The sequence below is a fragment of the Ruegeria sp. SAZA006 genome (assembly GCF_059613465.1).
The window spans coordinates 37949-64085 of the sequence record NZ_JBXWSO010000013.1 but is presented as its reverse complement, the minus strand read 5'-3'; the positions used below and the strand labels follow the sequence as shown (position 1 = coordinate 64085).

Sequence of the window (26137 nt, the reverse complement as noted above, 5' to 3'; positions counted from 1 at the left end):
GCCGAAGCCGAAGCCGAAGCCGAAGCCGAAGCCGAAGCCGAAGCCGAAGCCGAAGCCGAAGCCGAAGCCGAAGCCGATCGGGTTACGGCAACCGATCAGCAATCTGAGGCCAAGCGAAGCGGGTTCATGCCGGCGCTGATTGGTGGCGTCATCGCGGCGGCGCTGGGGTTCGCCGCGGGACGCAGCGATCTGCTTTGGCCGGCAGGGTCCGATCCGTCCGAGGCGATTGCGGCGCTTGAGACCAAGGTGTCCGACCAGGCTCAGCAACTGGCTGACCTGAGCAAGCAATTGTCTGCAGTTCCCGACACGTCCGCTGAAATCGCGGCGCTGAGCGCGAAGCTGACGCCGATCGAAGGTGACCTTTCCGCGCTCAAATCCAATGTCGACGATCTGTCCGGCAAGGTTGACCCCCTAGCGCAACGCGTCGCACAGCTTGAGGCGCGTCCGTTGACCGATGCGGCCTCGCCCGAGACCGTTGCGGCCGTCGAGGCCGAGCTGAAAAAGCTGCAGGACTCACTGGCCGCCCAGCGTGCCGAAGTCGAAAAGATGGTCGCCGAAGCGCAAACCCTGGATGCGCAAGCCCAGGCCAGGGCACAGGCGGCAGAGAACCTGGCCGTGCTGTCCAAGATCCAGGGTCAATTGGATGCCGGCGCACCCTATGCCGATCTGGTGGCCCAGTTGCAGACCGGCGGTGTGCAGGTGCCAGAAGCCCTGTCCGCTCTGGCTGGCGAAGGTGTGCCAACACTGACGGATCTGCGCGAGAGTTTTGCGCCTGCCGCCCGAACTGCACTGGCCGATGCGCGCGAAGCCGACAAGGGAACGGGCCTTGTCGCCTTTCTCCAGCGGCAGACCGGTGCCCGGTCCGTCTCGCCAAAAGATGGCAATGATCCCGACGCTATCCTGTCACGAGCGGAGGCTGCGTTGGGCAAAGGTGACATCAGCACGGCTTTGACCGAGCTGGGCGCGCTTCCGGAAGCGGCGCAGCCAGCTATGGCCGAATGGATCGCGGCTGCCAAATCCCGCCAATCCGCGGTCGAAGCCGCCAATGCGCTTGTGACAAGCGTGAACTCGAACTGAGGGGCCTGCCATGCTCTGGTCATTGTTGAAGATCCTGGTTTTTGTCGCGATCGTCGGCCTTCTGGCCATGGGGGCAGGCGTTCTGATGGAAACCAGCGGTGGCATCCAGATCACCGCGATGGGAACCGAGGTCACGCTCAGCCCGCTGCAGTCGGTGATTGCGCTGGGCCTGCTGGTCCTGGCGGTTTGGCTGTTTTTCAAGCTGCTCAACCTGCTGATTGCGACCCTGAAATTCCTCAACGGTGATGAGACTGCCCTTTCGCGCTATTTCGACCGCAGCCGCGAGAAACGGGGCTATCAGGCGCTGGCTGACGGGTTGATGGCACTGGCCTCGGGCGAGGGGCGGACGGCCATGACGATGGCGCACAAGGCAGAACGGCTGCTGAACAAGCCGGAACTGACGAACCTTCTGGTGGCCCAGGCAGCGGAAATGGTCGGTGACACCAAGAAGGCCTCGGAAACCTATAAGAAACTGGTGACGGATCAGGCCACACGGTTCGTCGGCGTGCGCGGAATCATGAAACAGAAGTTGGCCGAGGGCGACGATGAAACCGCGCGCAAACTCGCCGAAAAGGCACTGGCGCTGAAGCCGCGGCATCAGGAAACGCAGGATGTGCTTCTGAAACTGCAGACCAAGGCACAGGACTGGGCCGGCGCACGGTCGACCCTGACCGCCAAGTTGAAGTCCGGCGCGCTGCCGCGTGATGTGTTCAAGCGGCGCGACGCTGTTCTGGCCCTGTCCGAGGCCAAAGGAATTCTGGATGAAACCGCCAGTGTCGAACAGCAGGAGCGCGCGATCGAGGCGAACCGCCTCTCACCCGACCTGGTGCCGGCGGCCGCCATGGCCGCACGGGCCTACATCGCCAAGGGCAAGCCGCGCGCTGCGACAAAGATTCTCAAAAAGGCATGGGAGGCGCAGCCGCATCCGGATCTGGCCCATGCCTTTGCCGAGATCGTGCCCGACGAAACCGCCGAGGAGCGGGTCAAGCGCTTTACGGCATTGACGCGCATCCATCCCGAACATCTGGAAACCCGCCTGATCCTGGCCGAGCTGAACATCGTCGCCGAAGATTTTCCCGAGGCCCGCCGGGCGCTTGGAGATGTGGTCGAGAAAGGTGCCGATGCCCGAGCCTATACCCTGATGGCTGCCATCGAGCGCGGCGAAGGGGCCTCGGACGCGGTGGTTCAGGGCTGGCTGGCCAAAGCGTTGAATGCGCCGCGCGGGCCGCAATGGGTCTGCGACAACTGCCATGACATCCAGGCTGAATGGGCGCCGGTCTGCCCCAACTGTCACAGCTTTGACACGCTCAGCTGGCAGACCCCCAAAACCCCCGAGATCGCCACGGCGACAGGTGTTCACATGCTTCCTCTGATCGTGGGGGCGTTGGAAGACCGCTCGGATATGGCCGAGGACGCCGAGATCGAGGATACCCCCGAACCTGAGATTGTCGATGCCAGCATGGCTGATCAGGCCCCCGAAGAGCCTGAGACCGAAGACGCCGGACCAAAACCCGCCTAGCGGGCGGTTTCGACGTCAAACGCGTCGTTCCACAGTTTGAACAACTCCGCCCGTCGGTTCGGGTCGCTGGCCACCAGCAGGGCAGGCGACAGAGGGATGAACCGTCGTGCGCTGGGCGTCAGTCCGGTCTCGGCCGAGTCTATCCGGGACACAAGCCCCGAGGTTGCGAGCAAGTCCTGCGCCCGGGCAGAGAGCAGGAAATCCAGCAAACGGGCTGCGGCGGCACTGTTGCCTGCATTCTTCGGGATCAGAAAGGCGCGGGACAGGACGAGGGTGTAGTCCTCGGGCAGGATCACCCCAACCGCGGGGTCCCGGGCATTCGCGACATAAGAGCCAAGCACGTTATAGGCGATCAGGAACCGGCCCTCGGCAACGTCGCGAATGATCTCGGCGGAACAACAGGTGGCGATGGCATCTATGCGCGCGAAACCTTCGATCAGTGACCCGAAGGTGGTGGCCTCGAGACTGTCTCCATAGGCAAACAGATACCCCAGCCCCGAGGCCGCGATGTCGTAGGTCGCCACGCGGCCGCGCAGCAGGTCGGGGCGGGTGCGCATCGCGTCCAGCAGGGCAAAGCGGCTGCGCGGCACCTCCAGATCGTCCAGACGATCCTTGTTGTAGACGATGACGGCGGGTTCGGTGGTGATTCCCCACAGCTCGTCCCGCCAGCGCCGGGCTGGGGGCAGGGCCTGCGTCAGGGCCGAGCTGTAGCGGTGGGCGCAGGCGGCATTCACCAACCAAACCATCTGCTGGACCGCCGAGGAGAACACCGCATCGGCCGGGCTGTCGCCGGTCTTGCAGGCCGTCTTGCTGTGCTGGAACAGCGCGTTCGAGCCCCATTGTTCATAGGTGATGGTCAGGTCGGGGTTTTGCGCCGCGAACTGCTCCATCACCGGCCGAATGATTCCGATATCCGTCGTTGAGCGCACCAGCAGGGGGTCGGGCCCGGTGCCGAATTCGGTCACCGCCTCCTGCGCAGCACTGCGGGAAGCGGGCATCAGCAGAAACAGGGTCAGCGAGATCAGAAACCGTATCATGCGCCTGTTCCTTCGGTGGCGGCCGGAAAGTTCAGCGATACGCGAAACCCGTCATCTGTGCGGGTCATCTCGACGGTGCCGTCAAAGGCCTCGGCGGTGGATTTGACGATCGACAGGCCCAGCCCGCTGCTGTCCTCGCCCGACCCTGCGTTGCGGTTGAACCGGTCGCCCAGCCGGGCAGAGACCGACGTTTCCGGCCCCGGGCCGCTGTCGCGCACCCACAGAACGGCGCGGCCACCGTCCAGGCTGGCGCCGATGCTGATCGGGGCCTTGCCGTGGCGCAGCGCGTTGCCCAGCAGGTTCTTGGTGGCCTCGCCCAGCGAAAACGCATCGCCCTGCACCCAGACCGGGTTTTCACCGATTTTCAGATGCACCTCGACGCCGGGGGCGATCACCTCGTGGTCGCTCTGCTCCAGCGCCTCGAGCGCCACTTCGCGCAGATCGACCGGGAGGCGCGGGGCGCTGTCGATGCGGTGGATGACCATCGCGCGCGACAAAAGCTGATCCAGAAGTTTCCCGAGCGACCGCGTACGGTTCAGCAGCCGGTCCAGCGCGCGGCGCCCGGCGGGGCTGTCGGGGTCCGCCTGCGCGATTTCGGCCTGCACCCGGATGGCCGCGACAGGGGTGCGCAACTGATGCGCGGTGTCGGCGATCAGGTTGCGCATCGACAGAACCTGCCTGTCCAGCCGCCCCATGAATCGGTTCATCGCCGCGATCATGACCTGCAATTCGCGCGGCAGACCGTCGCTGGCCACGGGCGTCAGGTCATAGGGGTCACGGCGGATCAGGTCATCCGACATCGCCTCGAGCGGGCGCAGCGCCGAACGGGTGACGAACCACGACATGATCAGTAGCAACGCGCCGGCAACCGCCATCGGCAGCAGGGCATCCAGCATCAGCCCGGCGGTCATCGCGCGCCGTGCCAACAAGGTCTGGCCGACCACGATTTCGACTTCGCCGGAAAAGTCGCGCTCGGCGAACAGGCGGGGCACACGGACGAACCGGGCTGGTTCCCCGTTCAGGTCTGCCGCGAAATACTGGGCCGACTGGCTGAAGGGCTGCGGGGGCGCGATCACAGTGTCCGGGTCCAGCCCGGTGATAAAGCGCCCGTCGGGCCCGCGCACCGCGTAATAGATCCGGTCATCCGGGGCCTGGGCCAGAAGCTCAAAGGCCGAAACCGGCAGGTCGACGATGGGCTGGCCGTCCTGGATGCGCACGGATTCGGCGATGTCGCTGGCGGCGCCCAGCAGCAGCCGGTCATAGGCCTGACGGGCCGCCAGCCGCCCGTTGGCCCAGATCGACAGGCCGACCAGCACGCCGCCCAGAATAAGGATCAGCATCACCGCGCTCAGCACCCGGGCGGTCAGGCTGTGGGGCAGGGTTGGCTTAACCATGCAGGCCGATCCGGTACCCGACCCCGCGCTGGGTTGTGATGGCCACGCCGCTGCCCGAGAATTTTTTGCGCAGCCGGGCGATATACAGCTCGATCGCGTTCACACCCACATCGGCATCCTCGAACCCGTAAAGCGAGTCGTACAGCCGCGCCTTGGACAGGAACTGCCCCTCGTGCCGGATCAGGGCGTCCAGCACGGCGGCCTCGCGCGCGGTCAGGTTCAGGCGTTTGCCGCCCAGCGTGGCGCTGCGGTCCTTGGGGGCATAGACCAGCGGGCCCAGCGTGATCTGCTCGCTCTTGCGGTCGGCATCTCGGCGCACCAGCGCGCGCAACCGCGCCTCGAGCTCGCGCTGGTCGAAGGGTTTGCCCAGGTAATCGTCGGCCCCTTTGTCCAGCGCGGCGACCCGGTCCTCGACCGCGGTCAGCGCGGTCAGCATCAAGACTGGAATGCGGTCACCCCCGCCACGGATTTCATCCAGAAAGCCCAGGCCCGACCCGTCGGGCAGGTTGATGTCCAGCAGTATCGCGTCATAGCCTTGGACCGCGCGGAAATCGCGCGCGGCCTCGACCGAGGTCGCCAGATCGCACACCACACCGGACCGGCCCAGATGGGCCACGACGCCCTCGGCCAGATCCTCGGCATCTTCGATCATCAATACACGCATTATCCCCCCGAACGCCCGTCGCAACATGACAGGTTCGTGACAGCATTATTCGTTAAAGAAAAACAACCTGCAAGGAAGGGCTGCGCGCCCGGCTCCCTGCAGGGACCGGTTTCGTCTGCGTAACAGCAGGCCAAGAAGACCCTAGGAGGAGAACCAAATGAAACTGTTTGGAACCGGCGGCGTCGTAGCCGCTGCCGTATTCGCCCTGACCGGCTTTGCCGCCAGCGCTCAGGAATGCATTGCACCGGCCAACCCCGGTGGTGGTTGGGACTTTACCTGCCGTCAGGTGGGCAAGTCGCTGCAGGATCTGGGCCTGATCGACCAGACCATGCAGGTCGTGAACCTGGCCGGTGGCGGCGGTGGCGTGGCCTTTGCCGAGGTGGTGAACAAGCGCAATGACGACAACAACCTGATTGTCGCCGCAAGTGCCGCAACTGCAACCCGTCTGGCCCAGGGCGCCTATCCGGGCAACACTATGGATCAGGTCCGTTGGCTGGCCGCGATCGGCGCCGACTATGGAGTGATCGCCGTGGCTGCCGACAGCCCGGTCAACACCCTGCCCGAGCTGCTGGACCAGATCAAAGCCGACCCGGCTTCGGTCTCGGTTGCCGGCGGTTCGGCCGTGGGCGGCTGGGACCACCTGAAGGTGCTGATCGCGGCCAACGCCTATGGCATCGACGATGTCCGCTCGGTCAAGTACATCGCCTTTGACGGCGGCGGCGAGGCGGTGACCCAGCTGCTGGCCGGCTCGGTCCAGGCCTTTACCGGCGACATTTCCGAGGCCAAGGGTTTCGTGGATTCCGGCGACATCAAGGTGATCGCGGTTCTGGCGCCCGAGCGTCTGCCCGGCGAATTCGCCGATTTCCCGACCGCCAAGGAACAGGGTGTCGACGCCATCGGCGCCAACTGGCGCGGCTTCTATGCCCCCGGCGGCATGTCGGACGAGGCCTACAACGACTGGGTCGCAAAAATCGGTGACCTGTATGCGTCGGACGAGTGGAAGGAAGTGATGGCCGCCAACGGTCTGGCTCCGCTGGACCTGCAGGGCGAGGACTTCCAGAACTTCGTTGCCGAGTCCGTCGGTCAGATCCAGACCATCTCGAAAGAGATCGGGATCATCAAGTAACCGCACCACTCACGTGCAGGCGGGTGCCGCGACAGCGTGGCGCCCGCACTTTTTCTACCCGAACAACAGGAGACACCGATGAGTGACCGCATCTTCGGGGTTGTCGGACTTCTTCTTGCCATTGGTTTCGCGATATCCGCGCTGGCGATCGAAGAAAGCTTTCTGTCCGATGCCGTTGGGCCCAAGGCCTTTCCTTTGATCATCGCCGCCATTCTGGGCGTGTCCAGCGCGGTGATCGCCCTGCGCCCGGACGCCGAGCCGGAATGGCCGGCCCTTGGCCGTCTGGTCGAGATCGCCGCCGCGGTGGTGGTCATGATCCTGTATGCCGAATTGCTGCCCGAGCTGGGCTTCGTCATCGCAACGGCCTTTGCCGCGGCCTACCTGGCCTGGCGATTGGGGTCCGGCCCGGTCGAAAGCGTTCTGGTCGGCGTGGGCACCTCGGTTGGCATCTACGTCATTTTCCATCTGGTTCTGGGCCTGTCGCTGGCCAAAGGGCCGCTGGGTTTCTAGGGGGCGATCATGGAAACTTTTGCATCCTTGGCCGATGGGTTCGCCATCGCGCTGACTTGGCAGAACCTGATGCTGGCCCTGTTGGGCTGCTTTCTGGGCACGGTCATGGGCGCGCTGCCGGGGCTGGGCCCGTCGAACGGCGTGGCCATCCTGATCCCGCTGGCCTTCACGTTGGGGCTGGGCGCGACACCGTCGCTGATCCTGCTGACCAGTGTCTATTACGGGGCGATGTACGGGGGGCGGATCTCGTCGATCCTGCTGAACATCCCCGGCGACGAGCCTGCGATGATGACCTGTCTGGATGGGCATCCCATGGCCAAGAAAGGCCTGGCGGGTGAGGCTCTTTCGCTGTCCGGTATCGCCTCGTTCGTCGGCGCGTTCCTGGCGACCTGGGGCCTGATCCTGCTGGCGCCTCAGCTGGTCAAAGTGGCATTGCTGTTCGGCCCGGCCGAATATTTTGCCCTTTTCGCGCTAGCGTTCATGACGCTGGGCGGTGTGTCGTCGACCAACCAGGCCAAATCGGCTTTTGCCGCCGCGCTGGGGCTTGGGCTGGCGACCATCGGCGTCGATACCCAAACGGGCGTGCCGCGCTTTACCTATGGCGAAGTGCATCTGTACGACGGGATCGATTTCCTGGTGGCCATCGTCGGCCTGTTTGCCCTGTCCGAGGTGTTCATTTTCCTCGAACACCGGCATGGCGGGTCTGACGCCGAGGGCAGCAAGCTGAAAATCGGCAAGCTCTACCCTCCGATGTCGATGATCAAGAGCTGCACGCCGACGATGCTGCGCACCTCGTTCCTGGGCTTCATCGCCGGGGTTCTTCCCGGGGCCGGGGCATCACTGGGGTCGTTCATTTCGTACTCGATGGAAAAGCGGCTGGTGGACAAGAAAAACACCTTTGGCACCGGTGATCCGCGCGGCGTGGCCGCGCCCGAGGCTGGCAACAACGCCGCCGCCGGAGGCGCATTGGTACCGATGCTGGCGCTGGGCGTTCCGGGATCCGGTACCACGGCGGTGCTGCTGGCGGTGCTGCTGGCGCTGAACATCACGCCCGGGCCGCTGCTGTTCACGCAGAACCCGGATGTGGTCTGGGGCCTGATCGCGGCGCTGTTCATCGCCAACTTCATGCTGCTGGCCATGAACATCCCCATGGTGGGCCTGTTCACCCGCGTGCTGATGATCCCGTCGCGCATCCTGATGCCGATCGTGGCCATGGTCAGCTTTGTCGGCATCTACGGCATTTCCGGGTCCAGCTTTGACCTACTGGTGATGATCGGGTTCGGCGTGATGGGCTGGGTCCTGCGCAAGCTGGACGTGCCGCTGGTGCCGATCATTCTGGGTACCCTGCTGGGCAACGCGATGGAGAACAACCTGCGTCGCGCCGTGACCATCGACAATGGCAACTGGTGGACGCTGATCGACAGCCCGCTGTCCATCGGGTTGTGGACAATCGCGATCATCGGCTTTGTCCTGCCCCTGATCGTGGGCGCCCGGGTCAAGGCCAAGATGCACCAGCGTCGTGACGAAGAAGGCGCGATCAGCGATTGATCTGCCTGCCCGCCGCCCGCCGAAATGGTCGGGCGGCGGATCTTTTGCCAGCCCGTGACCCGCAGGGTCCGCCTGCCGATTGTCCCAGACACGTCGCTTTGCTAACGTCACTCTCGCGTCGGGGAGGGCGTGCAAACCGAAATGCTGGATTACTCGCATAACGCTTGGCTCGTGGCGGCCTCGTTGGCCGTTGCACTCATGGCCGGGTTCACGGGCCTGTATCTGACGCATGGCGCCTCAAAGCTGGATGACCAGAAGCGGAAGTTCGTTGTCGCCTTGGCCGCAGTCATTTTGGGCGGGGGCATCTGGTCGATGCATTTCGTGGCCATGCTGGGCCTGCAACTGCCGATCCTTTTTTATTATGACGCGTTGATCACCCTGATCTCGGCCCTGGTCGCCATTCTGATGGTCGGGCTGGCGTTGCTGCTGTTGCACTTCCGCGCGCGTAGCCCGGGCACGATTGTCGGCGCGGGTGTGATCGTGGGTCTTGGTATCGTGGTGATGCACTATATCGGCATGGCCGGGATGGAGCTGTGCCGCCCCGTCTACACCGCATCAGACGTTGCGATCGCGACCGTGGCTTCGGTGGTGCTGTCAGTGCTGGCGATCTGGGTTGCCTACGACAATCGCACCCAGCGCAATATCCTGCTGGGCACCGTCTGTTTCGGCCTGGCTGTGTTCACCATGCACTTCGTCGCCACGGGCCTGACCGATTTTACCGCCAGTGACAATGCAGGTGGCGCGGGCCCGGCTTTGAACAACCAGATTCTTGCGATGGGCGTGACCGTTGCGGTGTTCCTGATTTGCGGGGCATTCCTGCTGACCGGGATTACCTTTATCGGGCCCGAGCCAGCGGCCGAAGCGCCGCAGCCGGCTCTGCGCGCCGGCGTCCCGTTTGAGCGCGAGGGCCAGACCTTTTTCACCGAACCGGCGCGCATCGCCGCCATTCGGGCCGAGGGGCACTACACCGTTTTGTACATGGGCGCCGAGAAACTGTTCTGCCCATGGTCGATCACCGAGGCCGAAACCCGCCTGAAACCAGACGGCTTTTTGCGGGCCCACCGAAGTTACCTCGTGAACCCCAGACACGTTTCCCGGTTTGAGCGGCACAAGGACAACGGCACCTGTTATTTCGACCAGGTCGATGCGCTCAGCAAGGTGCCGGTCAGCCGATCCCGCCTGACGGACATCCGCGAGGCGCTGGGCCTCTGATCGCAACTCGTGCAGCCCATTCGCATTTCGTGAAACAACCCGCGCCCCCCGTTCCTGAGCGATAGCCTGCGCACGCCCTCAGGACTTTCCTTATTCCCAAGGCCCCGACGTGAACGGGCCAAGGGAGGAAAACATGATACCAGCCGGTTTCGAGTATCACCGGCCAGGCGACGTCGCTTCGGCCATCGGCATTCTGCAGGAACACGGGGATGAAGCGCGCGTGATCGCAGGCGGGCACAGTCTGATCCCGATGATGAAACTGCGCATGGCCGAGATGGGCCATCTGGTCGACCTGCAGGCCATCGAGGAACTCAAAGGCATCGAAGTCGGGTCTGATACCGTGACCTTGGGCGCGATGGTCACGCAGCACGAATTGATCACCCACGACGGTCTGGCCGACGCGATCCCGCTGATCCGCGAGGCGGCGCTGCAGATCGCGGATCCGCAGGTGCGTTACATGGGAACGGTCGGCGGGAACGTGGCCAACGGGGATCCGGGCAATGACATGCCGGGTCTGATGCAGTGCCTGAACGCGTCGTTCGAACTGTCCGGCCCTGACGGCAGCCGCAGCGTCCCGGCCCGTGATTTCTACGAGGCGGCCTATTTTACCGCCCGCGAGGACGAGGAGATCCTGACACGGATTTCCATCCCTGTTCCCGGCCCCGGTGTCGGGCAGGCCTATGAAAAGCAGAAACGCAAGATCGGCGATTACGCAACCGCGGCCGCCGCAGTGATGGTCGGCAACGGTCAGGCATCGGTGGCGATGACAAACCTGTCCGACACGCCCGTCTGGTCTGACGCGGCCAGCGCGGCACTGGCTTCGGGCGATGTCGACGGCTGCGTGGCCGCGATGCTCGAGGCGATCGACCCGGTGGCCGACAACCGCGGCCCCGTCGAATTCAAGAAACACGTGGCCGCCGTGATGCTGCGCCGCGCCATCGACCGTGCGCAGAGCCGCGCGGGCTGAGGGGAGGAACACAGATGTCGAAGATGCATGTCAAACTCACCGTGAACGGCAAGCAGGTCGAGGGCCTGGCCGAGCCGCGTACGTTGCTGATCCACTTCCTGCGGGAGGATCTGAAAATCACCGGCCCGCATATCGGTTGCGAAACCAGCCATTGCGGAGCCTGTACCGTGGATATCGATGGCAAATCCGTCAAATCCTGCACGACCTTCGTGGCGCAGGTGAACGGGGCCGATATCACCACCGTTGAAGGGCTGACCAATGACGATGGCAGCCTTGGCGTGTTGCAGGAAATGTTCCGCGAGCATCACGGGCTTCAGTGCGGCTTCTGCACGCCGGGCATGATCACCCGTGCGCATCGCCTGCTGCAGGAAAACCCCAACCCGACCGAAGAAGAAATCCGCTTTGGCATGGCCGGCAATCTCTGCCGCTGCACCGGGTACCAGAACATCGTCAAGGCGATCTCGGCCTCGGCTGACATGCTGAACGCGCAGAAGGAGGCCGCGGAATGAACGACCAGACCATGACCCCCGAAGAACGCGCCGCCAACCTCAAGGGGATGGGCAGCTCGCGCAAACGCGTCGAGGACGTGCGCTTTACCCAAGGCAAGGGAAACTACGTCGATGACATCAAGCTGGACGGAATGCTGTTCGGCGCCTTTGTCCGTTCACCCTATGCCCATGCCCGGGTTGTCAGCGTCAACAAAGAGGCCGCTCTGGCCGTGCCAGGTGTCGTGGCCGTTCTGACGGCCGAGGACTTGGCGCCGCTGGGTCTGCACTGGATGCCCACGCTTGCTGGCGACAAGCAGATGGTGCTGGCCGATGGAAAGGTCCTGTTCCAGGGCCAGGAGGTGGCCTATGTGGTTGCCGAAGACCGCTATGTCGCCGCGGATGCTGTCGAACTGGTCGAAGTCGAATACGAGGAACTGCCGGTTCTGACCGACCCGTTCGAGGCGCTGAAGTCCGACGTAGTGCTGCGTGAGGATCTCGAGGGTCAGACAGAAGGCGCCCACGGGCCGCGCAAGCATCACAACCACATCTTCACCTGGGAACAGGGCGACAAGGACGCGACCGAAGCGGTTCTGGCCGAAGCCTATGTGGTGGCCGAGGAAATGGTCTACTACCACCGCACCCACCCCTGTCCGCTTGAGACCTGCGGCTGCGTGGCCAGCATGGACAAGGTGACCGGCAAGCTGACGCTGTACGGCACCTTCCAGGCGCCGCATGCGATCCGCACTGTCGTGTCCCTGATTTCGGGCCTCGCCGAGCACAACATCCGGGTCATCAGCCCCGATATCGGCGGCGGCTTCGGCAACAAGGTGGGCGCATATGCAGGCTATGTCTGTTCGGTCGTGGCCTCGATCGTCACTGGCAAGCCGGTGAAATGGGTCGAGAACCGGATGGAAAACCTGATGTCCACCGCCTTTGCCCGCGACTACTGGATGCAGGGCAAAATCGCCGCCACCAAAGACGGCAAGATCACGGGCCTGTGGTGTCATACAACCGCGGACCACGGGGGGTTCGACGCCTGCGCCGACCCGACCAAGTTCCCGGCCGGGTTCATGAACATCTGCACCGGGTCTTACGACATCCCGACCGCCTATCTGGCCGTGGACGGCGTCTATACCAACAAGGCGCCGGGTGGCGTGGCCTATCGCTGTTCCTTCCGCGTGACCGAAGCCGCCTATTTCATCGAGCGGATGATAGAGGTCCTGGCCATCAAGTTGAACATGGACGCGGCCGAGCTGCGCCGGATCAACTTCATCAAGGCCGATCAGTTCCCCTATCAGTCGGCGCTGGGATGGGAATATGACTCGGGCGATTACCACACCGCCTGGGACAAGGCGCTGAAAGCGGTCGACTACGACGGCCTGCGCGCCGAGCAGGCCCAGCGGATCGAGGATTTCAAAGCCGGCAAGACGCGCAAGCTTCTGGGGATTGGTCTGACGCATTTCACCGAAATCGTCGGGGCAGGGCCTGTGAAGAACTGCGATATTCTGGGTTTGGGGATGTTCGACAGCTGCGAAATCCGCATCCACCCGACCGGGTCAGCCATCGCGCGGTTGGGCACGATCTCTCAGGGTCAGGGTCACGCCACGACCTTTGCCCAGATCATCGCCAGCGAGATCGGTCTTCCAGCCGACGACATCACGCTGGAGGAAGGGGACACCGACACTGCGCCCTATGGCTTGGGCACCTATGGCTCTCGGTCCACGCCGGTTGCGGGGGCTGCAACAGCCATGGCTGCACGCAAGATCCGCGCCAAGGCGCAGATGATCGCGGCCTATCTGCTTGAGGTTCACGACGACGATGTCGAATGGGACGTGGACCGGTTCGCGGTCAAAGGCGCGCCCGAGCGGTTCAAGACGATGAAAGAGATCGCCTTTGCCGCCTACAACCAGGCCATCCCGGGGTTGGAGCCGGGTCTGGAAGCCGTCAGCTACTATGACCCGCCCAACATGACCTATCCGTTCGGCGCCTATATCTGTGTCATGGAGATCGATGTGGATACCGGTGAATGGGAAGTCCGGCAGTTCTATGCGCTGGACGATTGCGGAACCCGGATCAATCCGATGATCATCGAAGGTCAGGTTCATGGCGGTGTGACCGAGGCGCTGGCCATCGCGATGGGTCAAGAGATTGCCTATGATGAGATGGGCAACGTCAAGACCGGCACGCTGATGGACTTCTTCCTGCCGACCGCGTGGGAAACGCCCAACTATACGACGGATCACACGGTGACCCCCTCGCCGCATCATCCGATCGGCGCAAAGGGTGTCGGCGAAAGCCCGAATGTGGGCGGCGTGCCGGCGTTCTCGAATGCGGTGCACGATGCGTTCCGGCCGTTTGGCCTGGTTCAGAGCCACATGCCGCATGACCATTGGCGGATCTGGAAGATCGCCAACGGCTTGGGGATGCACGGGTAATCGGTTTCGGACCGGCTGGGCCCGGTCCGACCGAACGGAGGGAGTGCTGACCCCCTCCGACCCCCTCGGGATATTTTGGTCAAACGAAGATTGGACCCTGGTGTGACACTGAGTGACGTTCAGAACGGTTTGGCCCAGCAGGGCTATGTTGCCGACGACCGATTGGCGATGGCGTTGCATTTGGCCCAGACTCTGGGACGACCTCTGCTGCTGGAGGGTCCGGCCGGTGTCGGCAAGACCGAAGTGGCCAAGGCGCTGGCGGCGTGGCGCGACGCCCGTTTGATCCGCTTGCAGTGTTACGAAGGGCTGGACGCCAGCCACGCGATCTATGAGTGGAACTACCAGCGGCAGCTGCTGGCCATCCGAGCCTCCGAGGCGCGTGGCGGAACCAGCGAGGCCCAGCTGTTTTCCGATGACTATCTGCTGAAGCGGCCGTTGTTGGAGGCGATCAGCGCCGATGATCCGCCCGTTCTTCTGATCGATGAGATTGACCGGGCGGATGAAGAATTTGAGGCCTATCTGCTTGAAATCCTGTCGGACTTTCAGATCACGATCCCGGAACTGGGCACGATTTCCGCCAAAACGCGACCCATCGTCATTCTAACTGCAAACGGCACGCGCGATCTTTCGGATGCGCTGCGGCGGCGGTGTCTGTACAGCTTTTTGAACTATCCGTCTGGCGAGACCGAAATGGCCATCCTGCGGGCACGGATGCCCGAAGTCGAAGGGCTGTTGGCGCGCCAGATCATCGGAGTGGTTCAGAACCTGCGCAAGGAAGATCTGGAAAAGACACCCGGCATTGCCGAAATGCTGGATTGGGCCGCGGCCCTCTCGGGTCTTGGCGTCAACGATCTGTCCCAATCACCCGAGGCCGTACAGGCCACACTGGTTTGTCTGCTGAAGACCGCCGCGGATTACGATGCCGTTCCACCCGAGGTGATGGATCGCCTGATCGGAAAGGTCGCGTGATGCAGGTGACACGGTTTCCATCGCGGGCGCATGGATTGGCCGATCGGATGGCGGGATTCGTTGCGCATCTGCGCGGGAACGGTTTGCGGGTCGGACCGCGGGAGACCGGAGATGCGCTGGCCGCACTGACCTCGGTCGAGGCCACCGATGTCGGGCAGGCGCGGAATGCCTTGTGTGCCGTGATGTCCGGGGATGCCGAGGCTTGGCGGCGCTTTGACGATTTGTTCGATGCCTATTGGTTCAACGCGGGCAAGCAGCGGAGCGGCGTGGCACAGAACACCCATGTCAGGGTCCAGTCGGCCAAGCCGATGATCTGGCAGCCCGAAGATCGCGGAGATTCCGCGGACGCTTCCCCCGATGCGCAGGATGCCAGCACCCCGGATTCCGGGGATGGACAGGCCGAAGGAACGGACGGCAAGCTGATCGCAACCCGGACCGACAACCTGTCACGCCGGGATCTGCGCGAGTTGATGGATGAGCAGTCTCTGCGCCGGGCCGAAGCCGCGGCGCTCGCCCTGGCGCGGGCGATCCGGGATCGACGTTCGCGCAGGCGCAAACAGGCCCGGCGGGGTCCGGCGCTGGACATGCGTCGCATTCAGCGGGCGAGCCTTGCGCGCGGGGGCGAGCCTTTGGAGCTGTTTCGCCGTGCCCGACCGCCACGCCCGATGCGGATCGTCGCGCTGTGCGATGTCAGCGGGTCCATGACCGTCTATTCGCGTGTATTTCTGGCCTTTCTCAAGGGCCTTGTGGCCAGCGGAACGGATGCGGATGCCTATCTGTTTCACACGCGGTTGATGCGGGTCACCGATGCGTTGCGGGACCACGACACACTGCGCGCCGCTGGGCGGTTGTCGCTGATGGCCGAAGGTTTTGGTGGCGGCACGGACATCTCCGGCAGTCTCGAAAGATTTCTGGACGGATACGGCGCGCGAGCGCTGAATGGGCGCACCATCGTGCTGATCCTTTCGGATGGCTATTGCAGCTCTGACCCGCAGGCGCTGGGTGCGGCTTTGGCGAGGATCCGACGCAAGGCGCGCCGGATCGTCTGGCTGAACCCTCTGAAAGGTTGGGAGAACTATCAGCCCGTCGCCGCCGCCATGCAGGCCGCCTTGCCCCATCTGGATGCGCACCTTCCGGCAAATACGCTCGACGCGCTGTCCGCGTTGGAGCCCGAGTTTCAAAAGTTGTGAGAGGAACCGACCATGCCTGGTTTCGACATTTTCGACACGATTGACCAGTTGCGCAGCAGCGGCGAAGCGTTCTGCGTCGCAACGGTGGTGCGGACGGCAGATGCGACCTCGGCCAAGGCGGGCGCCAAGGCGGCGATCACCCGGGACGGGAGGATCCTTGGCCATCTGGGTGGAGCCTGTGTCCAGCGGGCGGTGCGCGCCTCGGCACAGGAAGCGCTGGCCAGCGGTGCGTCGCGGATGATCCGCGTGAAACCCTCGGACAAGGTGGTGGCAATGACCGATCCGGATGGCGTTCAGACCTTCAAGAGTGGCTGCCCATCCGGCGGTACGGTCGACCTGCTGGTCGAACCCTATCAACACGCGCCGCGCCTGGTGATCTTTGGCGACACCCCGATAGCCCAAGCCCTTGCGGCACATGCCGCACTGGCCGGGTTGCGCGTATTCGCTTCGTTTGAGACCAGCGACGCGGCTGCGCAATCATGTTTCGACCCAGACGGCGTGGATGCGTTGGGGGTTGAGCCCCGCGATTTTGTGGTCGTCGCCTCGCAAGGCCAGAACGACCGGGCAGCGTTGGCCTCGGCGCTCGGTACGCCGGCAAGGCGGGTGTCGATGGTGGCCAGCCAGCGCAAGGCGAAGGTTCTGACGGACAGGTTGGTATTGCAGGGTATGGACACCGAGAAGGTTGCGCGCCTGAAGTCGCCTGCCGGGCTGGATATCGGGGCTATTGATCCGCACGAAATCGCCTTGTCGATTCTGGCCGAGATCGTGCGCTGGCGAAATGCGGACACCGCCGAGGAGACAACTCATGATGAAAAACTTGCGTAGCTGGGTTGCGCGGCTATGGCCGCCCCGACCCGCCCAAACCCCCGAGGATGCCGCGGAACAGGCGCTGCGCGTCTTTCCCAGATGTTGCTGAGCAGAGGAATACCCAATGGAACTGACTGACGAAATTCGCATTGCGGCCCCCCGGGACGCGGTTTATCGCGCGCTGAACGATCCCGAGGTTCTGCGTGAATGCATCCCCGGTTGCGAAGAGCTGACCCAGACCGCCCCCAACGAGCTTGAGGCCAAGGTGGTGCTGAAAATCGGTCCGGTGAAGGCGCGGTTCGCTGGCGAGGTGACACTGGACCAGACCAACGCCCCCGACGGGTTTTCGCTGGTGGGCGAGGGCAAGGGCGGAGCCGCAGGCTTTGCCAAGGGTGGTGCGGACGTAACGCTGACCGAGGATGGTGACGAGACCGTTCTGACCTATACCGCCAAGGTTGATGTCGGGGGCAAGATCGCCCAGTTGGGCAGTCGTCTGATTGCCGGGACGGCCAAGAAACTCTCGGGCAAGTTCTTCACCCGGTTCGGCGAGGTCGTTGCCGCGCAAACCGCTGCCTGAGGCAGACGCCCGGCGCCGTTCCAGTTGACGAATTGCGTGAGCGGGGTATGCACCTGCATAGCGTTTGGCGCTGATGCAGCAGGAGACAGTGGTGCCCCCCACCTCGAAAATTGCCGAACTTGAGAATTGGCTGGTGATGAAGCCCGGTGACCTCAAGTCGATTCGTCAGCTGGTCACACGGCTGGAACATGCGCCCAAGGCTCCGGGTTCGGCTGGGCGTTTTTCTGCCGCGCAAGCGGACATCGTTACCTCGCTGGGCGCCGATTGGCAGGCGGATCTTTTTGAGCCCGAGCACATGGTCGAACAGTACCGCGCATGGCTGGCCGCATTGCGAAGCCGCGGCGTTTCGCAAGCGGTGCCGATCGGGCAGGTCTTTTCCGGGCGCGTCCTCAAGGTACGCGGGCAGAACGCCTATTGCGGCGTTTTTCTGGACTTCTTCAAAGAGACCGGCGCCATCCCGGCGCTATGCAATGACTGCTACAAGGTGCAGATTTTGCCGCATGACCTGCGTGCAATGTTCCAGACCTATGCCCTGCTGCTTAAGCTGGATCTACCCAATGACAATGCCCGCAAATGCATGATCGAGCTGCGCGACGGGATCAAATTCCCGTACAAGGCCTATATCTATTGCGACACCGTTGATGACGTGCGCGCCTGCCTGCAGGCGTTCCGCGATCTTCAGGCCAAGCATGGGATTGAAGGAATCAGCAGCAAGATCTCGCACGGATGTTCGGAATACGGGCAGAAGTATCCGGCATTCAAATTTCCGGAAACCGATGACGCGCCCGAGTTCGTTCCCGATCCGCAATGGCCTGCTATCGAAAAGGCCTATTTCAGGTCGATCAAGCTTCCGGCACAAGCCCGGGACAGCAACACCCGTGAGCATGTCAGCCTGCGCGATGTCTTTGCCTTCTGCACATGGGTCAAATACGCCGAGCTGATCGGCGACCCGACCAGCAAGGCCTACGCGGCGCTGCGCGGACCGGACCTTCCCCAGCAATTCACCAAGCGGGTGCGGTCTCAAGCAAAGATCCGTCGCCGCGAGATGGAGGAATTGCAGAAGACGGAATGAGAGCCGACCACCCGTTCGAGGATGGTTTGCGCGGTCGTCATATCTGTTCGGGGATATGGTGCCCAGGAGAGGCATCCAATAGCTGTTTCAAGGCATACCAAACGATATTTTATTTTCATTAAGCTACTGAAAAATATAAGTCCGACTGTTTCAATCTATTCCATTTTGTACCACCATACCCCATATCTAGGGGTGGATAGAGAGGTGGACAGGAAATGGCACGGCCCAAGCACAAGCTTTCTAGCGCCGAACTCAAGGCCAAAGCCCCAGGCAAGTATTCGGACGGTGGCGGTCTATGGTTTCACAAGCGGCACGATGGCGGCGCGCAATGGTTTCTACGCTACACCCTGTTCGGGCGGCGGCATGAAATGGGGCTTGGCAGCTTCCCGGCGGTTTCGTTGAAAGCGGCGCGGCAAGAAGCCGAGAAATGGCAGGCGGTGGTTCGGGATGGCAAAGACGCCATCAAGGAGCGGGAACGCCAGGGCCGTGAAGCGGAACGCAACTTGAACATTCTGGCGGATATCGCCAAGGACGCCTTTGAAAGCCGCAAGGCCGAGCTGAAAGGCGACGGGAAGGCTGGGCGGTGGTTCAGCCCCTTGGAACTGCACGTCTTGCCGAAGCTGGGCAAAATGCCTGTATCGCAGATTGACCAGCGCGACATACGCGACACCCTTGCTCCGATCTGGCACACCAAGGCCGATACGGCGCGCAAAGCCATGAACCGTCTGTCCATCTGTATGCGCCATGCGGCGGCGCTGGGCCTGGATGTGGATCTACAGGCGACGGAAAAGGCCAAAGCCCTATTGGGCAAGCAGCGGCACAAGGCGACCAACATCCCGGCCATGCCGTGGCAGGATGTGCCTGCGTTCTATCAATCCTTGGATGGCGGCACGACCGCTGAACTGGCGCTGCGCCTTCTGATATTGACGGCTGTACGCAGCTATCCCTTGCGCCACCTACACCTGGACCAGATCGACGGCGATATCTGGACAATCCCCGCAGAGGCCATGAAAGGCCGTAAGGGCGCGACAAGTGATTTCCGGGTGCCGTTTGTCGCAAGAAGCCCAAAGAGTGATTGCTGAGGCCACTCCGTTTGCGAGAGACGGCTATCTGTTTCCGGGCGTCCGAAAGGGCGTGATATCCGACATGACCATGAGCAAGCTTATGGAGCGGCGCGGCTTGGTGGAGCGTCCGCACGGGTTTCGGTCCAGCTTCCGCGATTGGGTTGCCGAGGCGACCAATACCCCACACGATGTGGCAGAGACGGCGCTGGGTCATACCGTTGGCGGCGCTGTGGAGCGAAGCTATCGGCGGACTGATTTTCTTGAGGGACGCAGGCACTTGTTACAACAGTGGGCTGTATTTGCCGCATCTCGGAAGTGAATTATGGTAGGAAAAACTCTGGGCGACCAAAGCTGATGACCGACTATTTTAAAGAATACGACCTGAAAGACTGCTCAGAAATCGTTCAAGAGCTTACAGAGTACTACTCAAAATCACTTGATATCGATTTCCAAAGAGGATCGTTCTTCAATACATTTGATAGAGTTATGGCGGAAAAGGTTTTCAAGATTTCGATGACCGAAATTTGCCTACAAGATAGAAATTGCATCGTATACGATATTCCAGAACCGGAAGCAGAGGCCTTTGTCGTATATGCGCAAAGACGACCCATCCTTTTTGACTACTGCATTCACATCTGCACGGCAAATATCATCAATGGCGCACCTCTACCCTTGGCGCTACGCTTTTTCAGCACACGAGTTCTGGATGGCGAGATAAAACGACCGACCCCAGCACATCGCGAACGACGTTCCGATTTTGATAAGAGCGTTGTGACCTATCAGATGCTGGTGACAGCGGCAGTTTTACACGGACTACCTTTGACCCGGAACGATGCCACGGACGGGGGCAGTGCCTGCGATGCTGTGGCCGAGGCAATGAAAAATTGTGGTGAAAGAGTAACCTACACCCAACTAAAGGACTTTTGTGTGCATCCAAAGAAAAAGAATCTACGAGACGAGGTCGAAACGTTTCTGCGTTTTGAGAACGGTGACCAAGCCGTACTGATAAGTACTCCTTCCCCTACAAGAGGCTTGCGCGAAATCTTGACTAAAATCCACGGAACACGTTGAAAAAAAACAACGAAAAAGTCACACCCTTAGTCAACATGACCAAAGGCGAAAAACGCAGCATATTGGCTCCACAGGTAACTATGGAGCCAATATGCGCTATCTCACCTTCCGCGACCTACAAGAAAAACTCGGTGGCCGAGGCCGCACCACCATCTAACGTGACGTGGAATTGGGCCGCTTGCCCAAGCCCGTGAAAATCGGTTCGCGCCTGTATTGGGCCGAAGCCGAGATCGACGCCGCAATCGCGGCACATGGGCAATAAGACCCACCCCACCCAGACTTGGCGTCTGGGCGTGGGGCGGGAATGTTCTTTGCGGGAACGTCTGCACCATACGCCCAGCGCCTTGTTTGCTCAACTGTGAAAAGGAGCAAAGGCCATGAGCAATAATCAATGGTTTTCAAATCGGAGCCAAGTTTTCTGGACGTGCAAGGCACTTCTAGACGGGCGCACAATCTCACACAAAACCGAAATCCGCGAAGTGCGCGGTTGGCGGCTGGGCGCAATCGTCCACAGCCTGAAGTCCGAATATGACTGGCCGATCCAAGCCGAATACCGGGGGCCGGAGAACGTCGCCTACTACTCGATGAAACCGGGCTTTGACAGGACGGCCCTGCGCTTTCCCAGATCCGCGCGCAGTCTCGGCAATGGAGAGGCCGCATGATGGACCGGTTGCGCATCATTCACCTTCGCCGCCGTTTCGGTCTGTCTGAAGCCCAAGCACGTTTGGTAGCAGCTCTTGCCTACGGGGAGGCACGGTGATGTCGGATAATTTCAAGCTGACCCGTAAAGGCAAGACATGGCAAATCATGGCCCGCAAGAGCGCAGGAGCTGCCACAGAAGCCGCTTGGATATCCCTAGGCGGTTGCTCCGATCAGGTTGTAGCAGTGCGCGTCTGGCTGGCCCTGCTGGTACAGAAAGGGCGCAAGTGATGGCGAAGCCCTACAAGCGATACAAAAGGGGGGCTGGGCGGCATGTCCAGCTTCCTGAATGGCTGCAAGCGTCCGAAGCGTGGGCAACCCTGCCACCTGGGCCAAGAGCGCTCTACATCGAAATCAAACGCCGCTACAACGGATCGAACAACGGCGATATCTATCTAAGCCATCGTAACGCGGCAGCGGCATTGAACGTCCATCGCAACACGGTTGGCCCGTGGTTTCGGGAGCTTCAGGAGCGCGGCTTTATCACGATGACCCAACCCCCGCACCTCGGCCCGTCTGGCATCGGCAAAGCGTCTGTCTGGGCTTTGGATGAACTGCCAACTCGCAACGGCAAACCTGCAACGAAGCAGTTCATGTCTTGGCGGGCAAATCCAAGATACAAGAAGTCTAGGTCGGAACGATAGTCGATATGACCCCGATTCATTTCCCAGGCCTCATGCAATTTCAGCCGACAGCAACAGTAAAAACACTTTTGGAACCCCGCTACCATGTGTGCAGCCAATTCATTCGTATCCGATACATTAACGCGACACGCGAAAACCGATAAATATTTATTTTCGTTATAAAAAAACTAGACGCACAATAGTTTTGACCAGAGGGTACAGTCGCCGCAATGCTGGGATACTCGTTGAAATCCTGGTGTGAAATATGCCCACATATACCTACCAATTGACGCCCGGCGAGACCTCCAACTCTGTCAATGAAGCACACTTTGGCGCAAACTTCCGCGAGATGTTTCCAAAGATTGATGCAGCATTTGATATGCTGGGTGTTACGCATCTGCGTTATCCGGCTGGTCAGGCGCAGCAAGAAAACATCACCCAAATGGTGAATGGTGGGCTTAACTCAAAGCTGGCCGAATTCTTGGACTGGGCTGTGAAACATGAGAGGCCTTTTTCACTAAGCATCCCGGTCGGGGAATCTCTCGCGACGCAACCGCAAATGAACGAGTTTGTGAGAGCGGTATATGACGCACTGGGTCCCAACAGTCATCTTCTCACCTCTTTTGAAGTAGGAAACGAATACTGGTCTTTCCAAAGCGCGGACAGCTACGGTGAAGATGCGTCCAAGGCCGTGACATATCTCAAACATGCCATCGACGAGTTCAACGAAACTCACGTCGGCGTTCAAGTTGATCCGAAGTTCTTGGTTCAGACGGCACCCCCTTGGCATGTGGGGTCCAGCACAATGGACGAGAAGAACAAAGAGATAATTCAGCATTTTGACGCGAATAACGATCTATCGGACGGCCTTCAGGCAACGGTTGCAAGTGAGGCGTTGGATGGCATCGTATCGCACTACTACTACAATAACGACCACGGCGACGACAATACATTCTCCCATGGATACCATGAGCTTCGGCAGATTGGGCCTAGAGCGGAGATGTGGAACGAGTATTTTGTGCAAGAACTCGACTACAACATAACTGAGTGGAACGTGCAAAATAGCCGGTTCGATCAGCAGGGCCTGAAAGCGGCATCGGTCGTCTTGGAGCAGTTCGAGAATATGCTGATAGCGGGGGTCGATGCGGCAGACGTTTGGTCGGTAAGAAACAAGAACTACAACTCACTGGCCGGAGGAATAATGGAAGAGAATCCCATTCATCCTTCTCCGGCGGGTCAAGCCTTCATTTGGATGCGCGAAAGCCTTGTCGGGGAGGATGGAAGAGGTTTGTGCTTGATGGGTCTGGAAGGGCTTCCTGCCGAAAATCGACCTGTCGAGGTGAATGCTTTTTCTGGGGATGATAAAACCGTACTTTACGTTTCTACACGCACCAACGATTTTGACGTACAAGCTAACTTCGACCTATCGGGCTTGGTCAATTACCCTGCTCACATCTCAGTTAGGAAGATGGGAATCCTTGAAGGATCTGCTGATGGGTTGAGTGACCGCGCCGCCTTCTTGGAGGACGGTACCTTTGTCACCGGCTCCCGTAACGCCCTGAGAAAAATTGATGAAGCTGAGAAGTTGGCCATTGAGGAAAAGTTTAGCAATATTCTTGAAAACGGGCTTTTCGATCGATTTTACATCGGAGACAACGGAGATGGGACCTACCGCACATATATCCCCGATCCTTCGACTATCTTGCTGAAACCAGGGAAGACGCCCGAGACCGCCACGAGCCTCGACGATTACTACTTTGCAACCGAAGTTGATGTTGTGGTTGAAGTAACGCAATACTTTTTCGAATACTTGTCCGATGTCCAGCTGGAGTTTGACCCTTACGAAGTCGCTGAAATAGTGATTCAACCGCTGTCAAATGTTGGCACCAGCCTTCCTGGGGTGAAAGGGGATTTTACCATATCCCCTAGCTCGGAGAATCCTGGTTTGAGCTATGCTACCATCGACGTTACGCGGGAGAACGGAGATCAATATACAATTCAAGCTGACAAGGATGGAAGATTTGAATTGCAGCCGACCGATCAGAACGAGAGTATTGATCTGGAAATTAGCCTTTCCTACAAGACGGATAGCAACAGAATTGACGCGCGAGATGCCCTGGAAGTTCTGCGTGTTGCGGTCGGCCTAGACCCGACATGGGGCGAGCCAGATCTTGAGTTCTATTTTGCCGCTGATATCGACAGAGATGGCGCAATTACTGCTAATGATGCACTACAGATTCTGAATCTGGCCGTTGCGCCTCCAGAAGACAAGGATTTCGAATGGCTGTTTATCAGGGCGGGTCAAGACTTCTCCGGCGTGGATAGAAACAATGTCACCTACGAAACTAGTAGCACCGTTCAAGTGCACGATAATACATTTGAATTGGATATGACTTCCATTCTTCTCGGGAATACTTTCGATTTTGTTTGAGTATTTCCCCATAAATACGCAGCATTTCATGCTTGTTGTTGTTTTATTGAGCGAACCTTCGTGGTTTCGAATATTCTAGCCATAGTCAGAAATATCGACAAAGATACTTTTTCCTGCACTTGTCGCAACCTCTTTGAATTAAAACACTTTTCTTCAAATTTTAGGAACTGAATCACGTCGTTAAGAATTATATGCTGGCAACCCAAATCGGATATGTCGTCCACATTCAATTCTTCTACGCTAAGCGAAATTTCCTCCGCAACCCCGATTGCCAATTCTACAGCCTGTTGAGCTTCGAAATCTGCTTCCAGAAGGGTGGCAAGTACGCTAATCGCTACGACGTCGAAAAAATTTGCTAGGGCTTCCAACCTCCCGCATCCATAGGCGATCTGCACGCCAAAGTGGGGCCTAAGTATTTGCCAAGACTTCGCAACTAGCTCCGTTGACTTACAGACGACCGACGTAATGTCTTCAAGTTGAAACGGTGTAGTTGTCGTGCAGATCATTTCAAAACTCCACTTAAGGTTGTTCTATGATAAGGTGTTTCAACTAAACAATTACTTAACCTAAAGAACTCTGCTGGCCGAAGCGCCGCTTCATTCTCTCAACAAGCTGCCAGGAAAAACTAACAACTAGTTACTGCTCTCTAGCCTGAACAACAGACAATTAACCACAATCTCACACTCTGCCCATCCGCACTAAGTCTGAGGGGAATGGATGTGCTGAGATATGTATTTGCAGATGAACTTCACAGGTTTCCACAGCTAGCAGAGGGGATGTTTCGGGACCGGGCCGATCAGTTCAAGACCCGTCTGGGATGGGATGTCACTGTTGACGAGAACGGGGAAGAGCGAGACCAGTATGATGAACTAAACCCGCTCTATGTCATCTGGGAAGAAGCGGATGGCAGTCACGGTGGCTCTATGCGCATTTTGCCGACCACAGGTCCAGTAATGGTCAACGACGCGTTTGGACACCTCACTGATGGGCGATTGATCCAAAGCCCGCTAATTTGGGAGGTTACGCGCTTTTGCCTTGCACGAAACTCCACGCCGCACGTCGCGGGCGCTATCATGCTAAGCGGGGGTGAAGTAATGGAAGGCTTTGGTTTGACCCATATAGCTGGCGTATTCGACGCACGCATGATTCGGATCTATCGCCTTATCGGATCCTCACCAATTGTACTTGGATCGGAAGGAACAGGTCGCGACCAGATTTCAGTGGGATTGTGGCCATATTCCCCTGAAGACTGTAACCGAGTCGCTTATCGAGCAGGCATAAGCCGCTATCTTTCAAGGCTTTGGTTCAGATCTGCATTTGGATCGAAGCATCATGAACGAACACTAAGGTTTACAGCCTAGAAAGAGTTTTCAGGGCGAGTTGACGGACTCATTCCTGTCAGTCGCCCTGGGCCCACAACACTGTGTGCGAACCACTTGTTGGTACTCGAAGAGTAGTGAGCTCTTTGGACATTCGAGTTTGCTTCGAATGCACAACGGAAAGCAAAACCCCCGCACATAATTCTGGACAACACGTCACTGTGATTGTGACACTGGAGCGAGATTGGAGCCTTTTTTCTTCGAGCCGTCATAAATTCTGTGACGCCAGACTGAAAATTGGCCCAAATGGCGTCAACGAAACCCGGACACATATATAT

General features: G+C 60.0%; 24 protein-coding genes and 1 pseudogene. 21 read left to right on the top strand and 4 right to left on the bottom strand.

From position 1 onward, the window contains the following. Both AC2FNZ_RS12085 and AC2FNZ_RS12080 read left to right on the top strand, forming a co-directional pair. Positions 1-1077, top strand: a 1077-nt coding sequence (locus AC2FNZ_RS12085) for a COG4223 family protein (protein WP_496840797.1), incomplete at its 5' end; no start/stop codon positions are given. Between the two features lie 10 nt (positions 1078-1087). After that, positions 1088-2596: a heme biosynthesis protein HemY gene (locus AC2FNZ_RS12080; protein ID WP_496840796.1), complete on the top strand. Its 1509-nt coding sequence runs from the start codon at positions 1088-1090 to the stop codon at positions 2594-2596. On the opposite strand, the gene AC2FNZ_RS12075 is transcribed toward AC2FNZ_RS12080, so the two are convergent. The 3 genes from AC2FNZ_RS12075 to AC2FNZ_RS12065 are packed head-to-tail and all read right to left on the bottom strand — an operon-like array spanning position 2593 to position 5691. After that, entirely contained in the window at positions 2593-3633 is a 1041-nt protein-coding gene (locus tag AC2FNZ_RS12075; protein WP_496840795.1) for an ABC transporter substrate-binding protein, read from the bottom strand. The genes AC2FNZ_RS12080 and AC2FNZ_RS12075 overlap by 4 nt on opposite strands. Continuing rightward, the gene (locus AC2FNZ_RS12070) at positions 3630-5027 is read right to left on the bottom strand and encodes a sensor histidine kinase (protein ID WP_496840794.1); all 1398 of its coding nucleotides are present in this window, start codon (positions 5025-5027) and stop codon (positions 3630-3632) included. Before AC2FNZ_RS12070 ends, AC2FNZ_RS12075 begins: the two co-directional genes overlap by 4 nt. Further along, positions 5020-5691: a response regulator transcription factor gene (locus tag AC2FNZ_RS12065; protein WP_093963855.1), complete on the bottom strand. Its 672-nt coding sequence runs from the start codon at positions 5689-5691 to the stop codon at positions 5020-5022. Before AC2FNZ_RS12065 ends, AC2FNZ_RS12070 begins: the two co-directional genes overlap by 8 nt. 157 nt (positions 5692-5848) lie before the next feature. Between AC2FNZ_RS12065 and AC2FNZ_RS12060 the strand changes: the two genes are divergently transcribed. From AC2FNZ_RS12060 to AC2FNZ_RS11975, 18 genes and pseudogenes are all read left to right on the top strand, one after another. Further along, the gene (locus AC2FNZ_RS12060; protein ID WP_170361035.1) at positions 5849-6817 is read left to right on the top strand and encodes a Bug family tripartite tricarboxylate transporter substrate binding protein; all 969 of its coding nucleotides are present in this window, start codon (positions 5849-5851) and stop codon (positions 6815-6817) included. 78 nt (positions 6818-6895) lie between these two features. Beyond that, positions 6896-7327, top strand: coding sequence for a tripartite tricarboxylate transporter TctB family protein (locus tag AC2FNZ_RS12055; protein ID WP_496840793.1), 432 nt, complete (start codon positions 6896-6898; stop codon positions 7325-7327). Positions 7328-7336: 9 nt separating this feature from the next. Then, positions 7337-8875 carry a tripartite tricarboxylate transporter permease gene (locus AC2FNZ_RS12050; protein WP_093963852.1) on the top strand — a complete coding sequence of 513 codons (1539 nt, stop codon included), beginning with the start codon at positions 7337-7339 and terminating at the stop codon, positions 8873-8875. A 141-nt stretch (positions 8876-9016) separates the two neighbouring features. Continuing rightward, positions 9017-10087: an MHYT domain-containing protein gene (locus AC2FNZ_RS12045; RefSeq protein WP_496840800.1), complete on the top strand. Its 1071-nt coding sequence runs from the start codon at positions 9017-9019 to the stop codon at positions 10085-10087. A 133-nt stretch (positions 10088-10220) separates the two neighbouring features. Then, positions 10221-11054, top strand: a complete 834-nt coding sequence (locus AC2FNZ_RS12040) for an FAD binding domain-containing protein (RefSeq protein ID WP_093964359.1) — start codon at positions 10221-10223, stop codon at positions 11052-11054. Between the two features lie 14 nt (positions 11055-11068). Continuing rightward, complete coding sequence (locus AC2FNZ_RS12035; protein ID WP_093963851.1) at positions 11069-11563, top strand: (2Fe-2S)-binding protein; 495 nt, start codon at positions 11069-11071, stop codon at positions 11561-11563. After that, positions 11560-13977 carry an aerobic carbon-monoxide dehydrogenase large subunit gene (locus AC2FNZ_RS12030; RefSeq protein WP_496840792.1) on the top strand — a complete coding sequence of 806 codons (2418 nt, stop codon included), beginning with the start codon at positions 11560-11562 and terminating at the stop codon, positions 13975-13977. The genes AC2FNZ_RS12035 and AC2FNZ_RS12030 overlap by 4 nt, the downstream gene beginning before the upstream one ends. A gap of 168 nt (positions 13978-14145) precedes the next feature. Beyond that, positions 14146-14946 carry an AAA family ATPase gene (locus AC2FNZ_RS12025; RefSeq protein ID WP_254434022.1) on the top strand — a complete coding sequence of 267 codons (801 nt, stop codon included), beginning with the start codon at positions 14146-14148 and terminating at the stop codon, positions 14944-14946. Next, the gene (locus tag AC2FNZ_RS12020; protein ID WP_496840799.1) at positions 14946-16136 is read left to right on the top strand and encodes a vWA domain-containing protein; all 1191 of its coding nucleotides are present in this window, start codon (positions 14946-14948) and stop codon (positions 16134-16136) included. The genes AC2FNZ_RS12025 and AC2FNZ_RS12020 overlap by 1 nt, the downstream gene beginning before the upstream one ends. 12 nt (positions 16137-16148) lie before the next feature. Then, positions 16149-16961, top strand: coding sequence for an XdhC family protein (locus tag AC2FNZ_RS12015; protein WP_496840791.1), 813 nt, complete (start codon positions 16149-16151; stop codon positions 16959-16961). A 106-nt stretch (positions 16962-17067) separates the two neighbouring features. Next, a complete protein-coding gene (locus AC2FNZ_RS12010; RefSeq protein ID WP_093963846.1) occupies positions 17068-17520 on the top strand; it encodes an SRPBCC family protein in 453 nt (150 codons plus the stop codon). Between the two features lie 91 nt (positions 17521-17611). Next, on the top strand, positions 17612-18592 hold the full coding sequence (locus AC2FNZ_RS12005; RefSeq protein ID WP_496840790.1) for a hypothetical protein: 981 nt from the start codon (positions 17612-17614) through the stop codon (positions 18590-18592). A gap of 215 nt (positions 18593-18807) precedes the next feature. Continuing rightward, a pseudogene (locus tag AC2FNZ_RS12000) lies at positions 18808-19975 on the top strand (tyrosine-type recombinase/integrase). A 35-nt stretch (positions 19976-20010) separates the two neighbouring features. Beyond that, complete coding sequence (locus AC2FNZ_RS11995) at positions 20011-20727, top strand: hypothetical protein (RefSeq protein WP_496840789.1); 717 nt, start codon at positions 20011-20013, stop codon at positions 20725-20727. A gap of 377 nt (positions 20728-21104) precedes the next feature. Next, positions 21105-21389: a hypothetical protein gene (locus AC2FNZ_RS11990; RefSeq protein ID WP_496840788.1), complete on the top strand. Its 285-nt coding sequence runs from the start codon at positions 21105-21107 to the stop codon at positions 21387-21389. Positions 21390-21486: 97 nt separating this feature from the next. Continuing rightward, positions 21487-21657 carry a hypothetical protein gene (locus AC2FNZ_RS11985; RefSeq protein WP_176432479.1) on the top strand — a complete coding sequence of 57 codons (171 nt, stop codon included), beginning with the start codon at positions 21487-21489 and terminating at the stop codon, positions 21655-21657. Beyond that, a complete protein-coding gene (locus AC2FNZ_RS11980; RefSeq protein ID WP_254920190.1) occupies positions 21657-22070 on the top strand; it encodes a helix-turn-helix domain-containing protein in 414 nt (137 codons plus the stop codon). The genes AC2FNZ_RS11985 and AC2FNZ_RS11980 overlap by 1 nt, the downstream gene beginning before the upstream one ends. Positions 22071-22314: 244 nt before the next feature. After that, entirely contained in the window at positions 22315-24480 is a 2166-nt protein-coding gene (locus AC2FNZ_RS11975) for a calcium-binding protein (RefSeq protein ID WP_496840787.1), read from the top strand. 26 nt (positions 24481-24506) lie between these two features. Here the strand turns inward: AC2FNZ_RS11975 and AC2FNZ_RS11970 are convergent, their stop codons facing one another. Continuing rightward, positions 24507-24986, bottom strand: coding sequence for a hypothetical protein (locus AC2FNZ_RS11970; protein ID WP_093963840.1), 480 nt, complete (start codon positions 24984-24986; stop codon positions 24507-24509). A gap of 213 nt (positions 24987-25199) precedes the next feature. On the opposite strand from AC2FNZ_RS11970, the gene AC2FNZ_RS11965 reads away from it, so the two are divergent. Next, entirely contained in the window at positions 25200-25841 is a 642-nt protein-coding gene (locus tag AC2FNZ_RS11965; protein ID WP_496840798.1) for an acyl-homoserine-lactone synthase, read from the top strand. Positions 25842-26137 lie beyond the last annotated feature (296 nt).